General features: G+C 70.7%; 14 protein-coding genes and 1 pseudogene. 14 read left to right on the top strand and 1 reads right to left on the bottom strand.

Annotation, left to right across the window (positions count from 1 at the left end; genetic code table 11):
* The first annotated feature begins 34 nt into the window (after nucleotides 1–34).
* From phnC to pyrR, 14 genes are all read left to right on the top strand, one after another.
* Nucleotides 35–838: a phosphonate ABC transporter ATP-binding protein gene (gene phnC / locus VFL28_12365; GenBank protein ID HET7265456.1), complete on the top strand. Its 804-nt coding sequence runs from the start codon at nucleotides 35–37 to the stop codon at nucleotides 836–838.
* A complete protein-coding gene (gene phnE / locus VFL28_12360; protein ID HET7265455.1) occupies nucleotides 835–2,004 on the top strand; it encodes a phosphonate ABC transporter, permease protein PhnE in 1,170 nt (389 codons plus the stop codon). Before phnC ends, phnE begins: the two co-directional genes overlap by 4 nt.
* Nucleotides 2,001–2,807, top strand: coding sequence for a peptidoglycan editing factor PgeF (gene pgeF / locus VFL28_12355; GenBank protein HET7265454.1), 807 nt, complete (start codon nucleotides 2,001–2,003; stop codon nucleotides 2,805–2,807). Before phnE ends, pgeF begins: the two co-directional genes overlap by 4 nt.
* Nucleotides 2,808–2,846: 39 nt before the next feature.
* Nucleotides 2,847–3,533, top strand: coding sequence for a YggS family pyridoxal phosphate-dependent enzyme (locus VFL28_12350; GenBank protein HET7265453.1), 687 nt, complete (start codon nucleotides 2,847–2,849; stop codon nucleotides 3,531–3,533).
* A gap of 55 nt (nucleotides 3,534–3,588) precedes the next feature.
* Nucleotides 3,589–3,990, top strand: coding sequence for a cell division protein SepF (locus VFL28_12345; protein ID HET7265452.1), 402 nt, complete (start codon nucleotides 3,589–3,591; stop codon nucleotides 3,988–3,990).
* Nucleotides 3,991–4,056: 66 nt separating this feature from the next.
* Complete coding sequence (gene mtnA / locus VFL28_12340; protein HET7265451.1) at nucleotides 4,057–5,112, top strand: S-methyl-5-thioribose-1-phosphate isomerase; 1,056 nt, start codon at nucleotides 4,057–4,059, stop codon at nucleotides 5,110–5,112.
* Nucleotides 5,109–6,530, top strand: coding sequence for a glycosyltransferase family 2 protein (locus VFL28_12335; protein ID HET7265450.1), 1,422 nt, complete (start codon nucleotides 5,109–5,111; stop codon nucleotides 6,528–6,530). The genes mtnA and VFL28_12335 overlap by 4 nt, the downstream gene beginning before the upstream one ends.
* Before the next feature lie 418 nt (nucleotides 6,531–6,948).
* Nucleotides 6,949–10,131 carry an isoleucine--tRNA ligase gene (ileS, locus tag VFL28_12330; GenBank protein ID HET7265449.1) on the top strand — a complete coding sequence of 1,061 codons (3,183 nt, stop codon included), beginning with the start codon at nucleotides 6,949–6,951 and terminating at the stop codon, nucleotides 10,129–10,131.
* A complete protein-coding gene (locus tag VFL28_12325; protein ID HET7265448.1) occupies nucleotides 10,128–10,901 on the top strand; it encodes an amino acid racemase in 774 nt (257 codons plus the stop codon). The genes ileS and VFL28_12325 overlap by 4 nt, the downstream gene beginning before the upstream one ends.
* A 126-nt stretch (nucleotides 10,902–11,027) precedes the next feature.
* Complete coding sequence (locus tag VFL28_12320) at nucleotides 11,028–11,537, top strand: TraR/DksA C4-type zinc finger protein (GenBank protein ID HET7265447.1); 510 nt, start codon at nucleotides 11,028–11,030, stop codon at nucleotides 11,535–11,537.
* Between the two features lie 77 nt (nucleotides 11,538–11,614).
* The gene (lspA, locus tag VFL28_12315) at nucleotides 11,615–12,058 is read left to right on the top strand and encodes a signal peptidase II (protein HET7265446.1); all 444 of its coding nucleotides are present in this window, start codon (nucleotides 11,615–11,617) and stop codon (nucleotides 12,056–12,058) included.
* Nucleotides 12,055–12,885, top strand: a complete 831-nt coding sequence (locus VFL28_12310) for a prolipoprotein diacylglyceryl transferase (GenBank protein ID HET7265445.1) — start codon at nucleotides 12,055–12,057, stop codon at nucleotides 12,883–12,885. Before lspA ends, VFL28_12310 begins: the two co-directional genes overlap by 4 nt.
* Entirely contained in the window at nucleotides 12,869–13,831 is a 963-nt protein-coding gene (locus VFL28_12305) for an RluA family pseudouridine synthase (protein HET7265444.1), read from the top strand. Before VFL28_12310 ends, VFL28_12305 begins: the two co-directional genes overlap by 17 nt.
* A 4-nt stretch (nucleotides 13,832–13,835) precedes the next feature.
* On the top strand, nucleotides 13,836–14,393 hold the full coding sequence (pyrR, locus tag VFL28_12300; GenBank protein HET7265443.1) for a bifunctional pyr operon transcriptional regulator/uracil phosphoribosyltransferase PyrR: 558 nt from the start codon (nucleotides 13,836–13,838) through the stop codon (nucleotides 14,391–14,393).
* Between the two features lie 54 nt (nucleotides 14,394–14,447).
* On the opposite strand, the pseudogene VFL28_12295 reads toward pyrR, so the two are convergent.
* A pseudogene (locus VFL28_12295) lies at nucleotides 14,448–14,708 on the bottom strand (hypothetical protein).
* Nucleotides 14,709–14,744: the final 36 nt, after the last annotated feature.

Genomic DNA, 14,744 nt, shown 5'->3' with positions numbered 1-14,744 from the left:
AGCCGTTCGCGGCCACGGCCGCCGCGCGGGGCTTGTGAGTGACCGCCCGCGAGGCGGTGCACACGGGGTAGACGATCGCGTCCTCCGGGTCGAACACCTCAGCAAAGTCTACGAGGACGGCACGCGGGCGCTTTCGGACGTGTCGTTCGAGGTCGCCCGCGGCGAATTTCTTGTCATCATCGGGCTGTCGGGATCCGGCAAGTCGACGCTGCTGCGGTGCATCAACCGCCTCGTCCAGCCGACGTCCGGCCGCGTGGTGGTCGACGGCCGGGACGTAACCGCGGCGTCCCGCGACGAGCTCCGCGAGATCCGGCGCGGCATCGGGATGATCTTTCAGCAGTTCAACCTGGTCCGCCGCGCGTCGGTGTTGACGAACGTGCTCGCCGGGGACCTCGGCTACGTGCCGCCGGCGTGGGCCGTCGTGAACTACTTCCCGCCCGCGGCCGTCGCGCGGGCGATGAGCAACCTCGAGCGCGTGGGCATCGCGGACAAGGCATACGGGCGGGCCTCGGCGCTCTCCGGCGGCCAGCAGCAGCGCGTGGGCATCGCGCGGGCCTTGATGCAGCGACCGCGGCTGATTCTCGCCGACGAGCCGGTCGCGAGCCTCGACCCCGCGCTGTCCCATTCCATCCTTCACTACCTCGAGGACCTGAACCGGAACGACGGCATCACCATCCTGTGCTGCCTTCATTTCTTGAGCCTGGCCCGGCGGTACGGGACGCGCCTCCTCGCGCTCAAGGATGGCCGCATCGTCTTCGAAGGCCGGCCCGGCGACATCGACGACGCGCGCTTCCATGAGATCTACGGCGAACAGGCGGAGGAGGTCGAGATCCGGTGACCCGCTCGGTCCCCGAAGCCCCGGCGCGCGCTCGTCCGGCGCGCGTGCCGGTCCCGTGGTATCGGTCGTGGCGCGCCTACGCGGGCCTCGTGGCCGCCGTGCTCGTCTACGCGTACGGCTGGCACGTGACGCAGATCCGGCTCGGCGAGCTGTGGGGCGGGGCGCGGCTCATCCGTCCGTTCGTGGTCGCGCTTGCGACGCCCGACGTCGTGACGCGCGCGCCGGTGACGCAGCAGGCGAGCGCGCCGTTCTACTACGGCGGGGAGACTCCGCCGCCGCCCCCCGGGGCCGGCGGGCCGGCGCTGGGCCTGTCGCGCGCGTCCGGCGCGATCGGACAGCGTGTGACCGTGCGCGGCGACGGGTTCGGCGCCGGACGCACCGGCACGCTGTGGTGGGAGAATCAGATCGGCCAACGCCAACCGTTGGGCACCTTTCACATCGACGCGCAGGGCCGCTTCGACGCCGCGTTCACGACGCCCGACGTCCAGGGCACGCACAACATGGTCATCGCCGAGGTCATCACCGGGTACGGTCCGTGGCGGCCGAGCCCGACCCTCGGCGTGGTGGGCGGCCGGATGGTCGAGACCGTGTTTCTGGCGCTGATGGGCACCACGATGGGGGTCGTGTTCTCGGTGCCGCTGTCGTTTCTCGGCGCCCGCAACCTGACCGCGCATCTTCCCGCCGGCCGCGCAGTCTACGGCGCGACGCGGCTCGCGTTCAACGTCACGCGGTCGATCGAGGCGCTCGTGCTCGCGATCATCTTCACGGTGTGGGTGGGCCTCGGTCCGTTCGCCGGCGTGCTCGCCCTCGGCGTGCACAGCATGGGCACTCTCGGCAAGCTGTATTCGGAGGCGATCGAGAGCATCGATACCGGGCCGATCGAAGCGATCATGGCGACCGGTGCGACCACGCTGCAGGTCGTGCGCTACGCGGTGGTGCCGCAGATCGTCCCGCAGTTCATCGCCTTCACCATCTACCGCTGGGACGCCAACGTCCGGTTCAGCACGGTGATCGGGTTCGTGGGCGGCGGCGGCATCGGATTCATCCTGCTCCAGTACATCAACCTGCTGCAGTGGCCGCAGGCGGCGACGGCGCTGTGGATGATCGCGATCGTCGTCGGCGTGCTGGACTACGGGAGCGCCGTGGTGCGCGAACGCCTGTTGTGATCGGCGCGCGGAATTCGGCCGGCCCGGCCGTGGTGCTCCGGGCCCGCGGGATCGAAGCGACGGGGTTGGCGCGCGCGTGCTTCACGACCCGTCAGGGCGGGACCGGTGGGGGGCCCTACCGCAGCCTCAACCTATCCTATGCCGTCGGCGACGGCCGGGCCGCGGTCGACCGCAACCGGCGCCTGGCGGCGGCGGCCCTGGGCGCGGATCCGCGCCGGCTGGTCGAAGCGCAACAGGTGCACGGTACCTCGGCCGCGGTGGTGGGGCCCCGCGACGCGGGCCGCGTCGTCGCGGGCGTCGACGCGCTCATGACGGCGTGCCCCGGAGTGTGGCTCGCCGTTCACACGGCGGATTGTGTCCCCGTGCTAGTGCTCGACCCAGGCCGCCCGGCGGTGGCCGCCGTCCACGTGGGGTGGCGCGGGGTGGCGGCCGGAACGGTGCATGCCGCGCTCGCGCCGCTCCGGACCGCGTTTCGGACCGATCTGGCGCGCTGCCTGGTGGCGCTGGGACCCTCAATTGGTTCGTGCTGCTACGAGGTCGACCGTCCGGTCGCCGATGCGATGCGGGCCGCACCGTGGTGGCATCGCGCGGCGCAGGCGGGGGCGCCCGGCAGGTGGTATCTCGATCTTCGCGTCGCCGTCCGGGCCCAACTTGCCGCCGTCGGGGTAGTCCCCGACCACGTCGAGATGACGCCTGGGTGCACGCGCTGCGAACCCGATCTGTACTTCTCGTACCGGCGAGAACGCGCGACCGGACGCATGGCGGCCTGTATCCGGCTGTGCGAGCGAGCCCAAAGGGAATAATTCCGCTTCGTCGAATACAGCGCCCGCCGGGACGCCTCCATGGCCGATCTTGCAGCGAACGTGGCACAAGTGCGCGCGCGCATCGCCGCCGCGGCCGGTCGCAGCGGCCGCCGGGCCGAGGACGTGTTGCTGGTCGCGGTGAGCAAGACCGTCGACGCGGCGCGGGTGCGGGAGGCGGCCGCACTTGGACTCCCGGCGTTTGGGGAAAATCGGGTCCAGGAGGCGCGCGAGAAAGCCGCGGCGGTCCCCGACGTATCCTGGCACCTGATCGGCAGCCTCCAACGGAACAAGGCTAAGGAGGCCGCCCGGCTGTTCACGGTGATCGAGTCCGTCGACTCGGAAGCGCTGGCGGAAGAACTGAGCCGCCGCGCCGAACAGCAGAAGCGGGCCGTCGACGTGCTCGTGCAGGTGAACGTGGCCCGCGAGCCGCAGAAGCACGGCGCGTCGCCGGAGGAGGCGGCGGCGGTGGTACGCCGGACGGCCGCCCTGCCGGGGCTCAGACTGCGCGGGCTGATGACGATCGCGCCCGCGTTTGGCGACCCCGACCAAGCGCGTCCGGTCTTCCGGATGCTCCGCGAGCTACGCGAGAGTATCCGGCGCTCCGCCGGGGTGGCGCTCCCCGAGCTCTCAATGGGAATGACGGACGATTTTGAAGTGGCCATCGAAGAAGGCGCGACCATGGTCCGCATCGGGCGGGCCATCTTTGCTGACCGAGGCCGGACATAGCCGGCCGGACGCACCGGCGATCGCAGCAGCGGACGCCCCACACCGGAGGCGACATATGGGCCGGGTCATGCAACGGATGTGGCATTTTCTGGGCTTCGGCGAGCCGGAGGAGGGAGGAATACCGGCCGAGACCACGCCGCAGCGGGCGCCGATCTTTCGGCTCCACACGCAGCGGTCACTGGAGATCGTGGTGCTCGAGCCGGCGGAGTATGATGAGGCGCAGACCGCGGCGGACTACCTCAAGACCCACCGGCCCATCGTGCTCAACCTCCGGAACGCGCACAAGGATCTCGGCCGCCGCATGGTCGATTTTCTGAGCGGAGTCGCGTATGCGATGGACGGACACACGCATCGGGTCGGAGACGAGATCTTCCTCTTTACCCCGGCGCACGTGTCCATCACCGCGGAGCATCTGCGCGAGGAGGCGGGGCCTTCGGGGCTGTTCCCGGTTGAGTGACGGCGCGTTTCGCTATACTGGGAAGCGCCGGCACCGTCTGACGTCCAGATCTGGAGACCGCGCGGGATGAGTACGGAGGTCCCCCTGTGGTGGGATGACGGGGCGCTGTGTCTGATCGACCAGACCGCCCTGCCGAACGATCTTCGGACGCGGCGCTGCACAGGCTGGGAAGAGGTCGCCGAGGCGATCCGCACTCTCCAAGTTCGCGGCGCGCCCGCGCTCGGCGTGGCCGCGGCGTACGGTCTCGCGCTCGCCGCCCGGGCGACGTCGGGACCGCGCGACAACCGGCTTCGCCAGCTGCGCGCGGCCGCGGCGGGGCTTCGCGCGACCCGGCCGACCGCCGTTAACTTGTCGTGGGGGCTGGACCGGCTGCTCGCCGTCGCCGCCGCGACGCCCGAGGCGGAACGCATCCCCGGGCGCCTGCTCGAGGAGGCGCACGCGGTCGCCGCGGAGGACTTCGAGACCAACCGGCGCCTGGGCGCCCACGGCGCCGCGCTCTTCCCGGACGGCGCCTCCATCCTCACATACTGCAACACCGGCATGCTCGCGACCGGCGGCTGGGGCACGGCGTTCGGCGTGCTCCGCAGCGCACACGAGGCGGGGCGGCACATTCGCGTTATCGCCTGCGAGACCCGGCCGGTGCTGCAGGGCGCGCGCCTCACCGCCTGGGAGCTCGTACTCCGCGGCATTCCGGCCACCCTCATCACGGATAATGCCGCGGCGGCGTTGATGCGCGCCGGCGAGGTAAACGCGGTCATCGTCGGCGCCGACCGCATCGCCGCCAACGGCGATACCGCGAACAAAGTCGGCACGTACGCGCTCGCGGTCCTTGCCCATGCCCACGGCCTGCCGTTCTACGTGGCCGCGCCGTTGTCGACCGTCGATCTTGCGACCCCGGAGGGTACTGTGATCCCGATCGAAGAGCGTTCCCCGGACGAAGTGACGATGCTGGGCGGCAGGCGGGTCGCCGCCGCCGGCATCGCGGTGCGGAATCCGGCGTTCGACGTAACGCCGCACCGGTTGATCACCGCGATCGTCACCGAAGCCGGAGTATTGCGGCCGCCGTACACGGTCACGTTGCGCGAAACGCGCGAGGGCGCGGCCGCGGGGGCGGCGAGATGAAACGGCCGCTCCGCCGCAAGTCGCTCGTCGTCGCCGCGCTCGCGGTCTGGACCGCGATCATGGTCAGGCAGATCGCCGCGCACGATGCGACGTGGCTGTCCGCGGTTTTCTTCGCGACCGGGCTGTACGGCACGATGCTGATGGCGATCGCCGTGTGGCCGCGCCGCCGAGGGACGGAGGCGTCGCTCCCCACGGGGACGTTCCGTCCGTTTGTGAGCATCGTGGTGCCGGCGCGGAACGAAGAGCACGTGATCGCCGATACCGTGCGCTGTCTGTGCGCGCTGGACTACCGGGACGATTTCGGCGCGCGGGCGTTCGAGGTCATCGTCGTCGACCACCGCTCGACGGACCGGACGGGGCAGCTGCTCGAGACGCTGCGCCGGGAGCTTGCCTTCGCGGTGGTGCGGCCGTCGGTCGAGGACGGCGTCGGCAAGGCGGTCGCCCTCAACGTCGGCCTGGCGGCCGCGCGCGGTGAGGCGATCTGCGTCTTCGACGCCGACGCGCGGGTGGCGCCCGACTTCCTCGCGCGGCTCGTGCCGCACTTGGCACGCCCGGGCGTCGCCGGGGTCCAGGCGCGCAAGCTCGTGTACGACGGCGGCGGCAATCTGCTCGTCCGCGCCCAGGATGACGACTACTTCGTGTTCCAGACGCTCACCCAGCGCGCCCGCCACCGCCTGGGCGGGGCCGTGATCCTGACCGGGAACGGGCTCGTGACGCGCCGCGACGCGCTCGAGGCGGTCGGCGGCTGGAATGAAGACGCCCTCACCGAGGACATCGACCTTTCGGTGCGTTACGCGCTGCGCGGGTGGACGGTGCACTACTGCGAAGACGTGGTGGTCTGGGAGGAGGCCGTCTCGACGTGGCGCGCGCTCATCCAGCAGCGCACGCGCTGGTCGGAAGGTTCGCTGGGATGTCTGTTTGAGTACGCGGGAGCGATGCTGCGGGCGCCGGTGCCGTGGCGGAAGCGAATCGACTTTCTGGTGTTTCTCTCGGGTTCGCTCGTTCTGGCCATGGGAATGGTGGCGAGTTACATTTTTATCGCGGAGGACTGGCTGATCGGTTTCGCCTCGCACCGGCTGACGGTGCTGGACGCCGTGCCGGTCGCCCAGCATCAGCCGTGGTACGCGTACTACTGGATCGTGGTCATGCTCTCGACCGCGGTCGGGATCGCGGTGGAGCGGATGCGGCCGCCGCTCGAGGTGCTTCTTGCCTCGACCCGCTACATGCTGTTCGCGACGCACCAGATCGTCACGCTGCCGCTGGCCATGTACCGTTTCGTCCGCAGCGTCTTCACCGGACGGATCGAGTGGATGAAGACCCACCACCGGGGGCTCGGCCTGCCGTCGTTTGCCGGGCCCCGGCTGCCGGCCGGGGAGCGGGGAGCAAAGGAGCCCGTGGCCGCGACATCGCCGCCGTAGGGCTTAATTGACGCTCCCGCGGGCCTGTGCTAGAATCCGCGGGAACGCGATGACGGGGGACCGCCGCCGCGCGGCCCGAAAAGCGAGCCGGAGTACCCGTTTGCGCCGGCACCTCGCGGGCGCCGTTGACGAGCCCGCCGCCCGGGCCAACGCGGAACGGGTAACGGTGAAAGCCGGTGCGGAGCCGGCGGCAGCGATCGCCTCCCGAGGTGCGGGGCCCAGGGACAACCTCCCGAGGTTTCGCCGGTATCCTCCGATATCAGGATTCGGACCGGGTGCTTCGGCCACAGCATAGCCGCGCGCCGGTTTCGAACGAGTGCCGGGACTTGCGGTATGCGTGAGCCCGGAACGAGGGTGGTACCACGGCGACCCCGTCCCTTGCCGGACGGGGTTTTGTGATTTCAAAGGAGTGAAATCGATGGCGTTTCGGCCTGTCGATCCGCGCGCGAACTTTCCGGCGCAGGAGCGGGAACTTCTGGAGTGGTGGACCCGCGAGGGCGTGATCGGCCGCTACATCGCGAAGAATCGCGATGCGACCGAGCGCTGGTCCTTTCTCGACGGACCCATCACCGCCAACAACCCGATGGGCGTGCACCACGCCTGGGGTCGAACGTACAAGGACCTGTTCTGCCGGTACCACACGATGCTCGGCCACCGGCAGCGCTACCAGAACGGCTTCGACTGCCAGGGCCTGTGGGTCGAGGTGGAGGTCGAGAAGGAGCTCGGTTTCAAGAGCAAGCGCGACATCGAGCAGTACGGGATCGCGGAGTTCGTCGAACGCTGCAAGGCCCGCGTGCTCCGGTTCGCCGGCGTGCAGACGCAGCAGTCCATCCGGCTCGGCTACTGGATGGACTGGAACAACTCGTACTACACGATGTCCGACGAGAACAACTACTCGATCTGGTTGTTCCTGAAGCGGTGCTGGGAGCGCGGTCTCGTTTACAAGGGCCACGACGTGATGCCGTGGTGCCCACGGTGCAGCACCGGCATCTCCGAGCACGAGATCGTCACGGAGGGCTACCAGGAGGTCACGCACCTCAGTCTCACGGTGCGCCTGCCGGTCGCGGGGCGAACCGGCGAATACCTGCTGGTCTGGACGACCACGCCGTGGACGCTCACCAGCAACGTCGCGGTCGCGGTGAACCCCGACCTCACGTACGTCCAGGTGAAGGAACGCGGCGGGACGAGCTACTACGTCGCGAAGGACCGCCTCGAGGCGACGACCGCCGGCCGGGCGAAGGTGACGGTCGTCCGGGAGCTTCCGGGACGGGAGCTCGTGGGGTGGACCTACGAGGGGCCGTTTGACGGTCTCCCCGCGCAGCAGGGCATCACCCACCGCGTCATCCCCTGGACGGACGTGAGCGCGGCCGAAGGCACCGGGCTCGTCCACATCGCCCCGGGCGCCGGCGCCGAGGACTTCGCGCTCGGCAAGGAGCACGGCCTCGACGTGCTCGCCCCGATCGACGAGTTCGGGATCTTCACCGAGTCGTTCGGGCGCCTGAGCGGCCGGCACGTCTACGAGGTCGCTTCGCCGATCAAGGACGATCTCGAGCAGCGCGGCCTCCTGTATCGGGCCGACGAGTACACGCACCGCTATCCGATGTGCTGGCGGTGCGGCAGCGAGCTCGTCTTCCGGCTCGTCGACGAGTGGTTCATCGCCATGGACTCGCTGCGCGAGCCGATGATGGCGGTGACCCGCCGGATCACCTGGATCCCGGAGTTCGGGCTCGAGCGCGAGCTCGACTGGCTCCGCAACATGCACGACTGGATGATCAGCAAGAAGCGGTACTGGGGCCTGGCCCTGCCGATCTACGAATGCCGGGCGTGCGGGACCTTCGAGGTGATCGGCAGCGAGCACGAGTTGCGCGTGCGCGCCGTCGAGGGGTGGGACGCGTTCGAGGGCCATACTCCGCACCGGCCGTGGATCGACGCGGTCAAGATCCGCTGCGGGAAGTGCGGCGCCGTCGTGTCGCGCGTTCAGGACGTCGGCAACCCGTGGCTCGACGCGGGCATCGTGCCGTTCTCGACGATGTTCTACCGGCAAGACCCGGCGAAGTGGCGGGAGTGGTTTCCCGCCGATTTCATCACCGAGGCGTTCCCCGGACAGTACCGCAACTGGTTCTACTCGATGCTGGTCATGAGTACCGTCCTCGAGGACCGGCCGCCGTTCCTCACCTGCCTCGGCCACGCGATGGTGCGGGACGAGACCGGCCGCGAGATGCACAAGTCCTGGGGCAACATGATCGAGTTCAACGACGCGGCGGAGCGGATGGGCGCGGACGTGATCCGCTGGCTCTACGCCATCCAGAACCCGGCGCAGAACGTGAACTTCGGGTACGGCCCCGGCGACGAGGTGCGGCGGCGCTTCATCCTGCCGCTGTGGAACGTCTACGCGTTCTTCGTCACCTACGCGAACCTCGACGGCTGGACGCCCGGGCACAGGGCCGGCTCGCCGTCGCTGCTGGATCGCTGGATTTTGTCGCGCCTCGCGGACGTGGTCGGCACCGTCCGGAGCCGGCTCGACGTCTACGACGTGGCGGGCGCCGCGCGGCCCATCGAGCGGTTCGTGGACGATCTGTCGCTGTGGTACGTGCGCCGGGGCCGCCGCCGGTACTGGAAGTCGGAGGCGGACGCCGACAAGCAGGCCGCGTACGAGACGCTCTACGAGGTGCTCGTGACGCTGTCGCGCGTGCTCGCGCCGTTCGTGCCGTTCCTCAGCGAAGCCCTGCATCAGAACCTCGTCCGCGCCGTCGACGCCGCCGCTCCGGCGAGCGTGCATCTGTGCGCGATGCCCGTCCCCGACGAGCCGGCGCTCGACGCGGGGCTCGAGCAGGCGATGGAGCAGACGCGGCATTTCGTCTATCTCGGCCGCGCGGCGCGCAACGAGGCGAAGCTCAAGGTCCGCCAGCCCTTGGCCTCGGCGACGCTGCTCGACCGGTCCAAGACCGTCGCGGGCCGCGCCGAGCTGATCGAACTGTTGAAGGACGAGCTGAACGTCCGCGAGGTGCGGTTCGCGACGTCGCTCGGCGAGCTCGGCCGGCTGGAGGTGCGCCCGCGCTTCGACCTGCTGGGCCCCAAATTCGGCGGGCGCATCACCGCGGTCGCCGAGGCCCTCCGCGCCCAGGGCCAGGCGCTGGTCGAGCAGACGCCGGAGGGCGAGCCGTACCGCGTGCGCACGGCGGACGGCGCGGAGATCGTGCTGGAGCGCGCCGAGGTCGACGTGCGGATGCGCTGGCGCGACGGCGCCGCGGGCGCCGGCGAGGGCACCGCCTGGGTGGTGCTCGATACGAAGGTGACCGAGGATCTCGTTCTCGAGGGCCTCGCCCGCGAGCTCGTCCACCAGGTGCAGCAGATGCGCAAGGAAGCCGGGCTCGAGATCTCTGACCGGATCACCCTGTACTACGAGGGGGATGACCGCCTGCCGCGGCTGCTGCGGGCGCACGGCGAGACGATCTTGCGCGAGGTCCTGGCGGTGTCCGCGGTGCAGGGCATGCCGGCGGGCGGCGCCCACGCCAAGGCCGTGCGGCTGGATTCGCAGACCGTGACCCTAGGAATCGCCAGGGAGGCGGGCGCGGCCGGCACGCGGAGGGGACCGGCGTGAGCGGCCGGCGGCGCACGATCGGCGTGATCGGGGGCATGGGGCCGCTCGCCACGGCGGACTTCTACATGCGGTTCGTGCGCGCGACGCCGGCGGCGAAGGACCAGGACCACCTCCACGTGCTGATCGACAGCAACACCGGCATCCCCGACCGGACCGCCGCCATCGAGGGCCGCGGACCCGACCCGACCCCGGCGTTGGTCGAAACGGCGCGGCGGCTCGTCGCGGCCGGGGCGGAGGTGCTCGCGATCCCGTGCAACTCCGCGCACGCCTTCATTGATGAGATCCGGCGCGCGGTACCCGGCGTTCCGGTGCTGGATATTATGGAAGAGGTGGCGTCGAGCGCGGCTGCGCTGCGACCGCCGCCGGCGGCGGCGGGGTTGCTCGCGACGTCCGGAACCGTCCGGCAGCGCCTGTATCAGGCGGCCCTGGACCGCCGCGGCATCGGGGTGATGGCCCCCGACGCCGAGGGGCAGCGGGTGGTCTCGGAGGCGATCGCGTCGGTGAAGGCCGGCGACACCGGTCCGGAGGTGCGTGCGCGCGTCCGCGGTGTCGCGGACGCGCTCGTTCGAGCGGGCGCCGGGGTAGTCGTGTTGGGCTGCACCGAGGTGCCGTTGATCCTCGGCTCCGGCGACGTGGCCGTGCCCGTGTTGGACGGCACCGAGATCTTGGCGCGGGCCGCGGTTCGCGAGGGTTTGGGGGAATATCACTCAGATCGAGAGCGTTCGCAAGGGAGTATCGGGGCGTCGATCGGCCCCGCGAGGAGGCACTGAATGGCCCCAGGTCGTTCCTCTAAAAAGCCCCGTGCCGCCGGCGTCCGCGCCGGCCGACCCGCGGCCGGCAATCGTGTAATCAAAGCCGCGGAGCCTCGCACCGCGGCATCCCGGAGCGCGGTGAAGGTGCCGAAGGTCCCGGCCGCCCGCCCGATCGCGACGAAGAACGGCGCCCGAGGGGCGCGAGCCACCGCCCGCCCGGCGGCGCCGCCCGAACAGCAGCCGAAGCCGGTGGTGCGTGCGCGCGGTCTGTCGGGTCCCCGGCTGGAGCCGTATATGCGCCGGTTGATGGACGAGCGCCGCCGTCTCCGGCAGGAGCTGGCGGAGATGGAGCAGCACCAGGTGAAGACCGAAGAAAAGCCCGTCGCGGACGTCTCGGGCAGCTACGATGACGATCTCGTCGACGTGGCCACCGAGACCTTCGAGCGGGAAAAGGGCATGGCGCTCGAGAGCAGCGTCCAGGGCATGCTTCAGATGGTGGAAGACGCGCTACGGCGCGGCCGCAGCGGGACGTATGGCGTGTGCGACGGATGCGGGCGCCTGATCGACGCCAACCGGCTCCGGGCGATTCCGTACGCGCGTCTGTGCATCAAATGTAAGGAGCGCGAAGAGCGGCTGCGCAGCGCGATGCGCTGAGCAGCCGGCACCCCCAGGACCCGCGGCGCGAGCCGAAGATGCGCCGGGGCGCGGCGGGGGGGCCGGGGGCAGGGTGGGTGGCCGGCGCCGCCGCGTTCGCGGCGGCGTGCGGCGGATCGCTCGCCGCGGACGCCGCGGCGCAGTCGTCGCTGACGCCGGGCGCCGAGCGGGTCCTCGTGCCGGGCGTGCTCTCGCTCACGCTTGTATATAACACCGGCATCGCCTTCAGCCTGCTGCGTGGCCTGCCGCCGGCGACGATCGTCGCGCTCGCCTTGACCGTCCTCGCCGTCGCCCTCTACAATAGGGACGCGTGGCCACGGACCACCGCGGTCCGATGGGGGCTCGGGCTGGTGCTCGGCGGCGCGGCCGCCAACGTTGTCGAGCGGTTGCGCTTCGGGTACGTCATCGATTACCTCGACGTTCATGTGTGGCCGGTGTTCAACCTGGCGGACTCCGCCATTGTCCTGGGGGCCGGGCTGCTGATCTTGGCATTGCTCCGCGACAGAGGGGGTGAAGGATGAAGCCCGTGCTCTTCCAGATCGGGCCGTTTCCCGTATCGTCCTTCGGCGTATTCCTGCTGGTCGCGTTCGTTGCGGGCATCTTGCTGCTGCGAACGCGGACGTCGAAGTGGGGGTGGGACGGCGGCGAGGTGCTGGACCTCAGCCTCTACTCGATCATCGGCGGCGTGATCGGCGCGCGCATCGGCTACGTCCTCGTCAACTTACGCGATTTTGCCGCGGATTGGGCGCGGGTTCTTACGATCTGGCGCGACGCGGGACTCACCTTCTACGGGGCGTTGGCCGGTGGGGCGATCGTCGCCTGGCTGTACAGCCGGCGTCGCGGGTGGAGCTGTGGCTGGCTCGCGGACGCCGCCGCGCCGGCCCTTGCGCTCGGCTACGCGATCGCGATGCTCGGGACCTTGATGTACGGCCTGAACTACGGGCGCGCCGCGTCCGTGCCGTGGGCGGTGACGCTCTTTGGCGAGCCGCGGCATCCCACACAGCTGTACCTGATGCTCGCCGCGGTCATCATCCTCGCGATCGTCCAGCCGGCGGTGAACCGTCCGCACGCTCCCGGCCGCGTCTTCTGGGAGTTCCTCGCCCTCTACGGGCTCGCCCGCGCGATCGTTGAAGTCTTCATGGACAGCCCGCGGGTGGTCGGTCCCCTGACGCTCGCGCAGGCGCTCAGCATCGTCGCCGCCGTGCTGTCGTTCTCCATCTGGTTCTCGCTCCGCGGCCGCGCGGCGGAGACGGGCCCGGCGGCGGTGCCGGGCGCCGGCTCGACATCCGATGTCGGGGACCTGGGCGGCGGCCCGCCGCAGTCCGAGCCTGGTGAGCCGCGGGCCTAACGAGGATTCCGCGCTTCACCGGTTCGACGTCGCGGTCGCGGACGAGGGTCGGCGGCTCGACGTGGTGATCGCCGGGCACGTACCGACGCTGTCGCGCTCACGCATCGCGCACCTCGCGTCCGAGGGGCGCGTGCGCGTGGACGGGCGCGTGCGGAAGGCGGCGTTCCGGGTTCGGCCGGGGCAGGCGGTGGAGGTCGCCGTACCGCCTCCGGCGCCCTCCGAGCTGCGGCCTGAAGCGATCCCGCTCGAGATCGTGCTCGAAGACGCCGCCCTCCTCGTGGTGAACAAGCCGGCCGGGCTCACCGTGCATCCCGCGCCCGGCCATCCGTCGGGCACGCTCGTCAACGCGCTGTTGTCCGTGGTGCCCGACCTCGCGGGCATCGGCGGCACCCTCCGCCCGGGCATCGTCCACCGTCTGGACAAAGACACTTCTGGGCTGCTCGTCGTGGCGAAGTCGGATGACGCGCACCGCGCCCTCGCCGCGCAGTTCAAGGCACATACGGCGCAGCGCACCTACCTCGCCGTCGTACGCGGGCGGATGCCGCGTGACGAGGGGACGGTCACGGCCCCGCTCGGCCGGCATCCGGTCCAACGTCAACGGTTCGCGGTCGTGGCCCGCGGACGGGCGGCGGTGACCCACTACACGGTACTGGAGCGTTTTCGCGGTGCGACGCTCGTCGCGTGCCGGCTCGAGACCGGACGGACGCATCAGATCAGGGTGCACCTCGCCTACGCGGGACACCCGCTCATCGGGGATCCGGTGTACAGTCGGGCGCGCGCTCCCGAGATCGCGCGCCAGGCGCTGCACGCCGCGCGGCTGGAGTTTACGCATCCTCGGACCGGCCGGCGCGTGACGTGTACCGCGCCGCTGCCGGACGACATCGCGCGCCTGCTTGCGCGGCTGCGCGGAGAGGCGGGGGACGCTCCCGCCGGACGCGAAGCCTAGGCTCGTGGAGTCGAGCGGCGTGGAGCGGCGGGAGAAGGCCCGGGTGATGGATCAGGAGACGATCCGGCGCACCATCACGCGCATGGCCCACGAGATCGTCGAACGCAACAAGGGGGCGGCGGCGCTGTGCCTCGTGGGGATCCAGCGGCGCGGAGTCTACCTCGCCGAGCGGCTGGCCGCCGCGATCGCCGCGGCGGAGGGCGCCGGGATTCCGGTCGGCGCCCTTGACGTCACCGCGTACCGCGACGACCGCGCCTCCCGTCCGGAAGGACCCGCCGCCGAGACGCGGTTGTCCTTTCCCGTGGCCGGACGCCCTATCGTCCTTGTCGACGACGTGCTCTACACCGGCCGTACGGTGCGGGCGGCGATCGCCGCGCTGATCGATCGCGGCCGCCCCTCCGGGATTCAGCTGGCGGTGCTGGTCGATCGCGGCCACCGCGAGCTGCCGATCCGCCCCGACTACGTCGGCAAAAACCTGCCGACGTCGTCGCGCGAGCAGGTCGCCGTCCGCCTCCGCGAGATCGATGGCACCGACGAGGTCGTGATCGAAGAGCCGGTCTGACGGGTCGAGCGAAAGCCCCGAGTCTTCCGCGACTTTCCGCCGATCCCGGACGGGTTACGGCTGTGGGACGGGAAGCGCCGGCCTGACCCGCAGCGTCCGCTCGCCCTCGTAGATCACGGCGCCCGGCGCGGCGCCGCGCGCCTTGTGCACCTGCCGGCGCGGCACCACGTCGACGGCGACCTGCTGCGCCTGCCGCCCCTCGCTGTAGTAGGCGGCGACCTGTGCCGCGGCCGCCACCGCGGCCTCCGTCGGCTCCCCGGGCGCCTTGAGCACGACGTGCGCGCCGGGAACCGCGCGCACGTGAAACCATATCGTCCGGCCCGGCCACGTGAAACGTCACCCGGTCGTTTT

The sequence above is a fragment of the bacterium genome, from assembly GCA_035691305.1.
Lineage (GTDB): Bacteria > Sysuimicrobiota > Sysuimicrobiia > Sysuimicrobiales > Segetimicrobiaceae > DASSJF01.
This window is presented reverse-complemented; position numbering and strand designations above follow the sequence as displayed.

Bases quoted from the DNA above. Each gene is read 5' to 3' on its own strand.
- VFL28_12350 (HET7265453.1), top strand. From the start codon at position 2,847: ATGGCCGATCTTGCAGCGAACGTGGCACAAGTGCGCGCGCGCATCGCC.
- VFL28_12345 (HET7265452.1), top strand. From the start codon at position 3,589: ATGGGCCGGGTCATGCAACGGATGTGGCATTTTCTGGGCTTCGGCGAG.
- mtnA (HET7265451.1), top strand. From the start codon at position 4,057: ATGAGTACGGAGGTCCCCCTGTGGTGGGATGACGGGGCGCTGTGTCTG.
- VFL28_12335 (HET7265450.1), top strand. From the start codon at position 5,109: ATGAAACGGCCGCTCCGCCGCAAGTCGCTCGTCGTCGCCGCGCTCGCG.
- ileS (HET7265449.1), top strand. From the start codon at position 6,949: ATGGCGTTTCGGCCTGTCGATCCGCGCGCGAACTTTCCGGCGCAGGAG.
- VFL28_12310 (HET7265445.1), top strand. From the start codon at position 12,055: ATGAAGCCCGTGCTCTTCCAGATCGGGCCGTTTCCCGTATCGTCCTTC.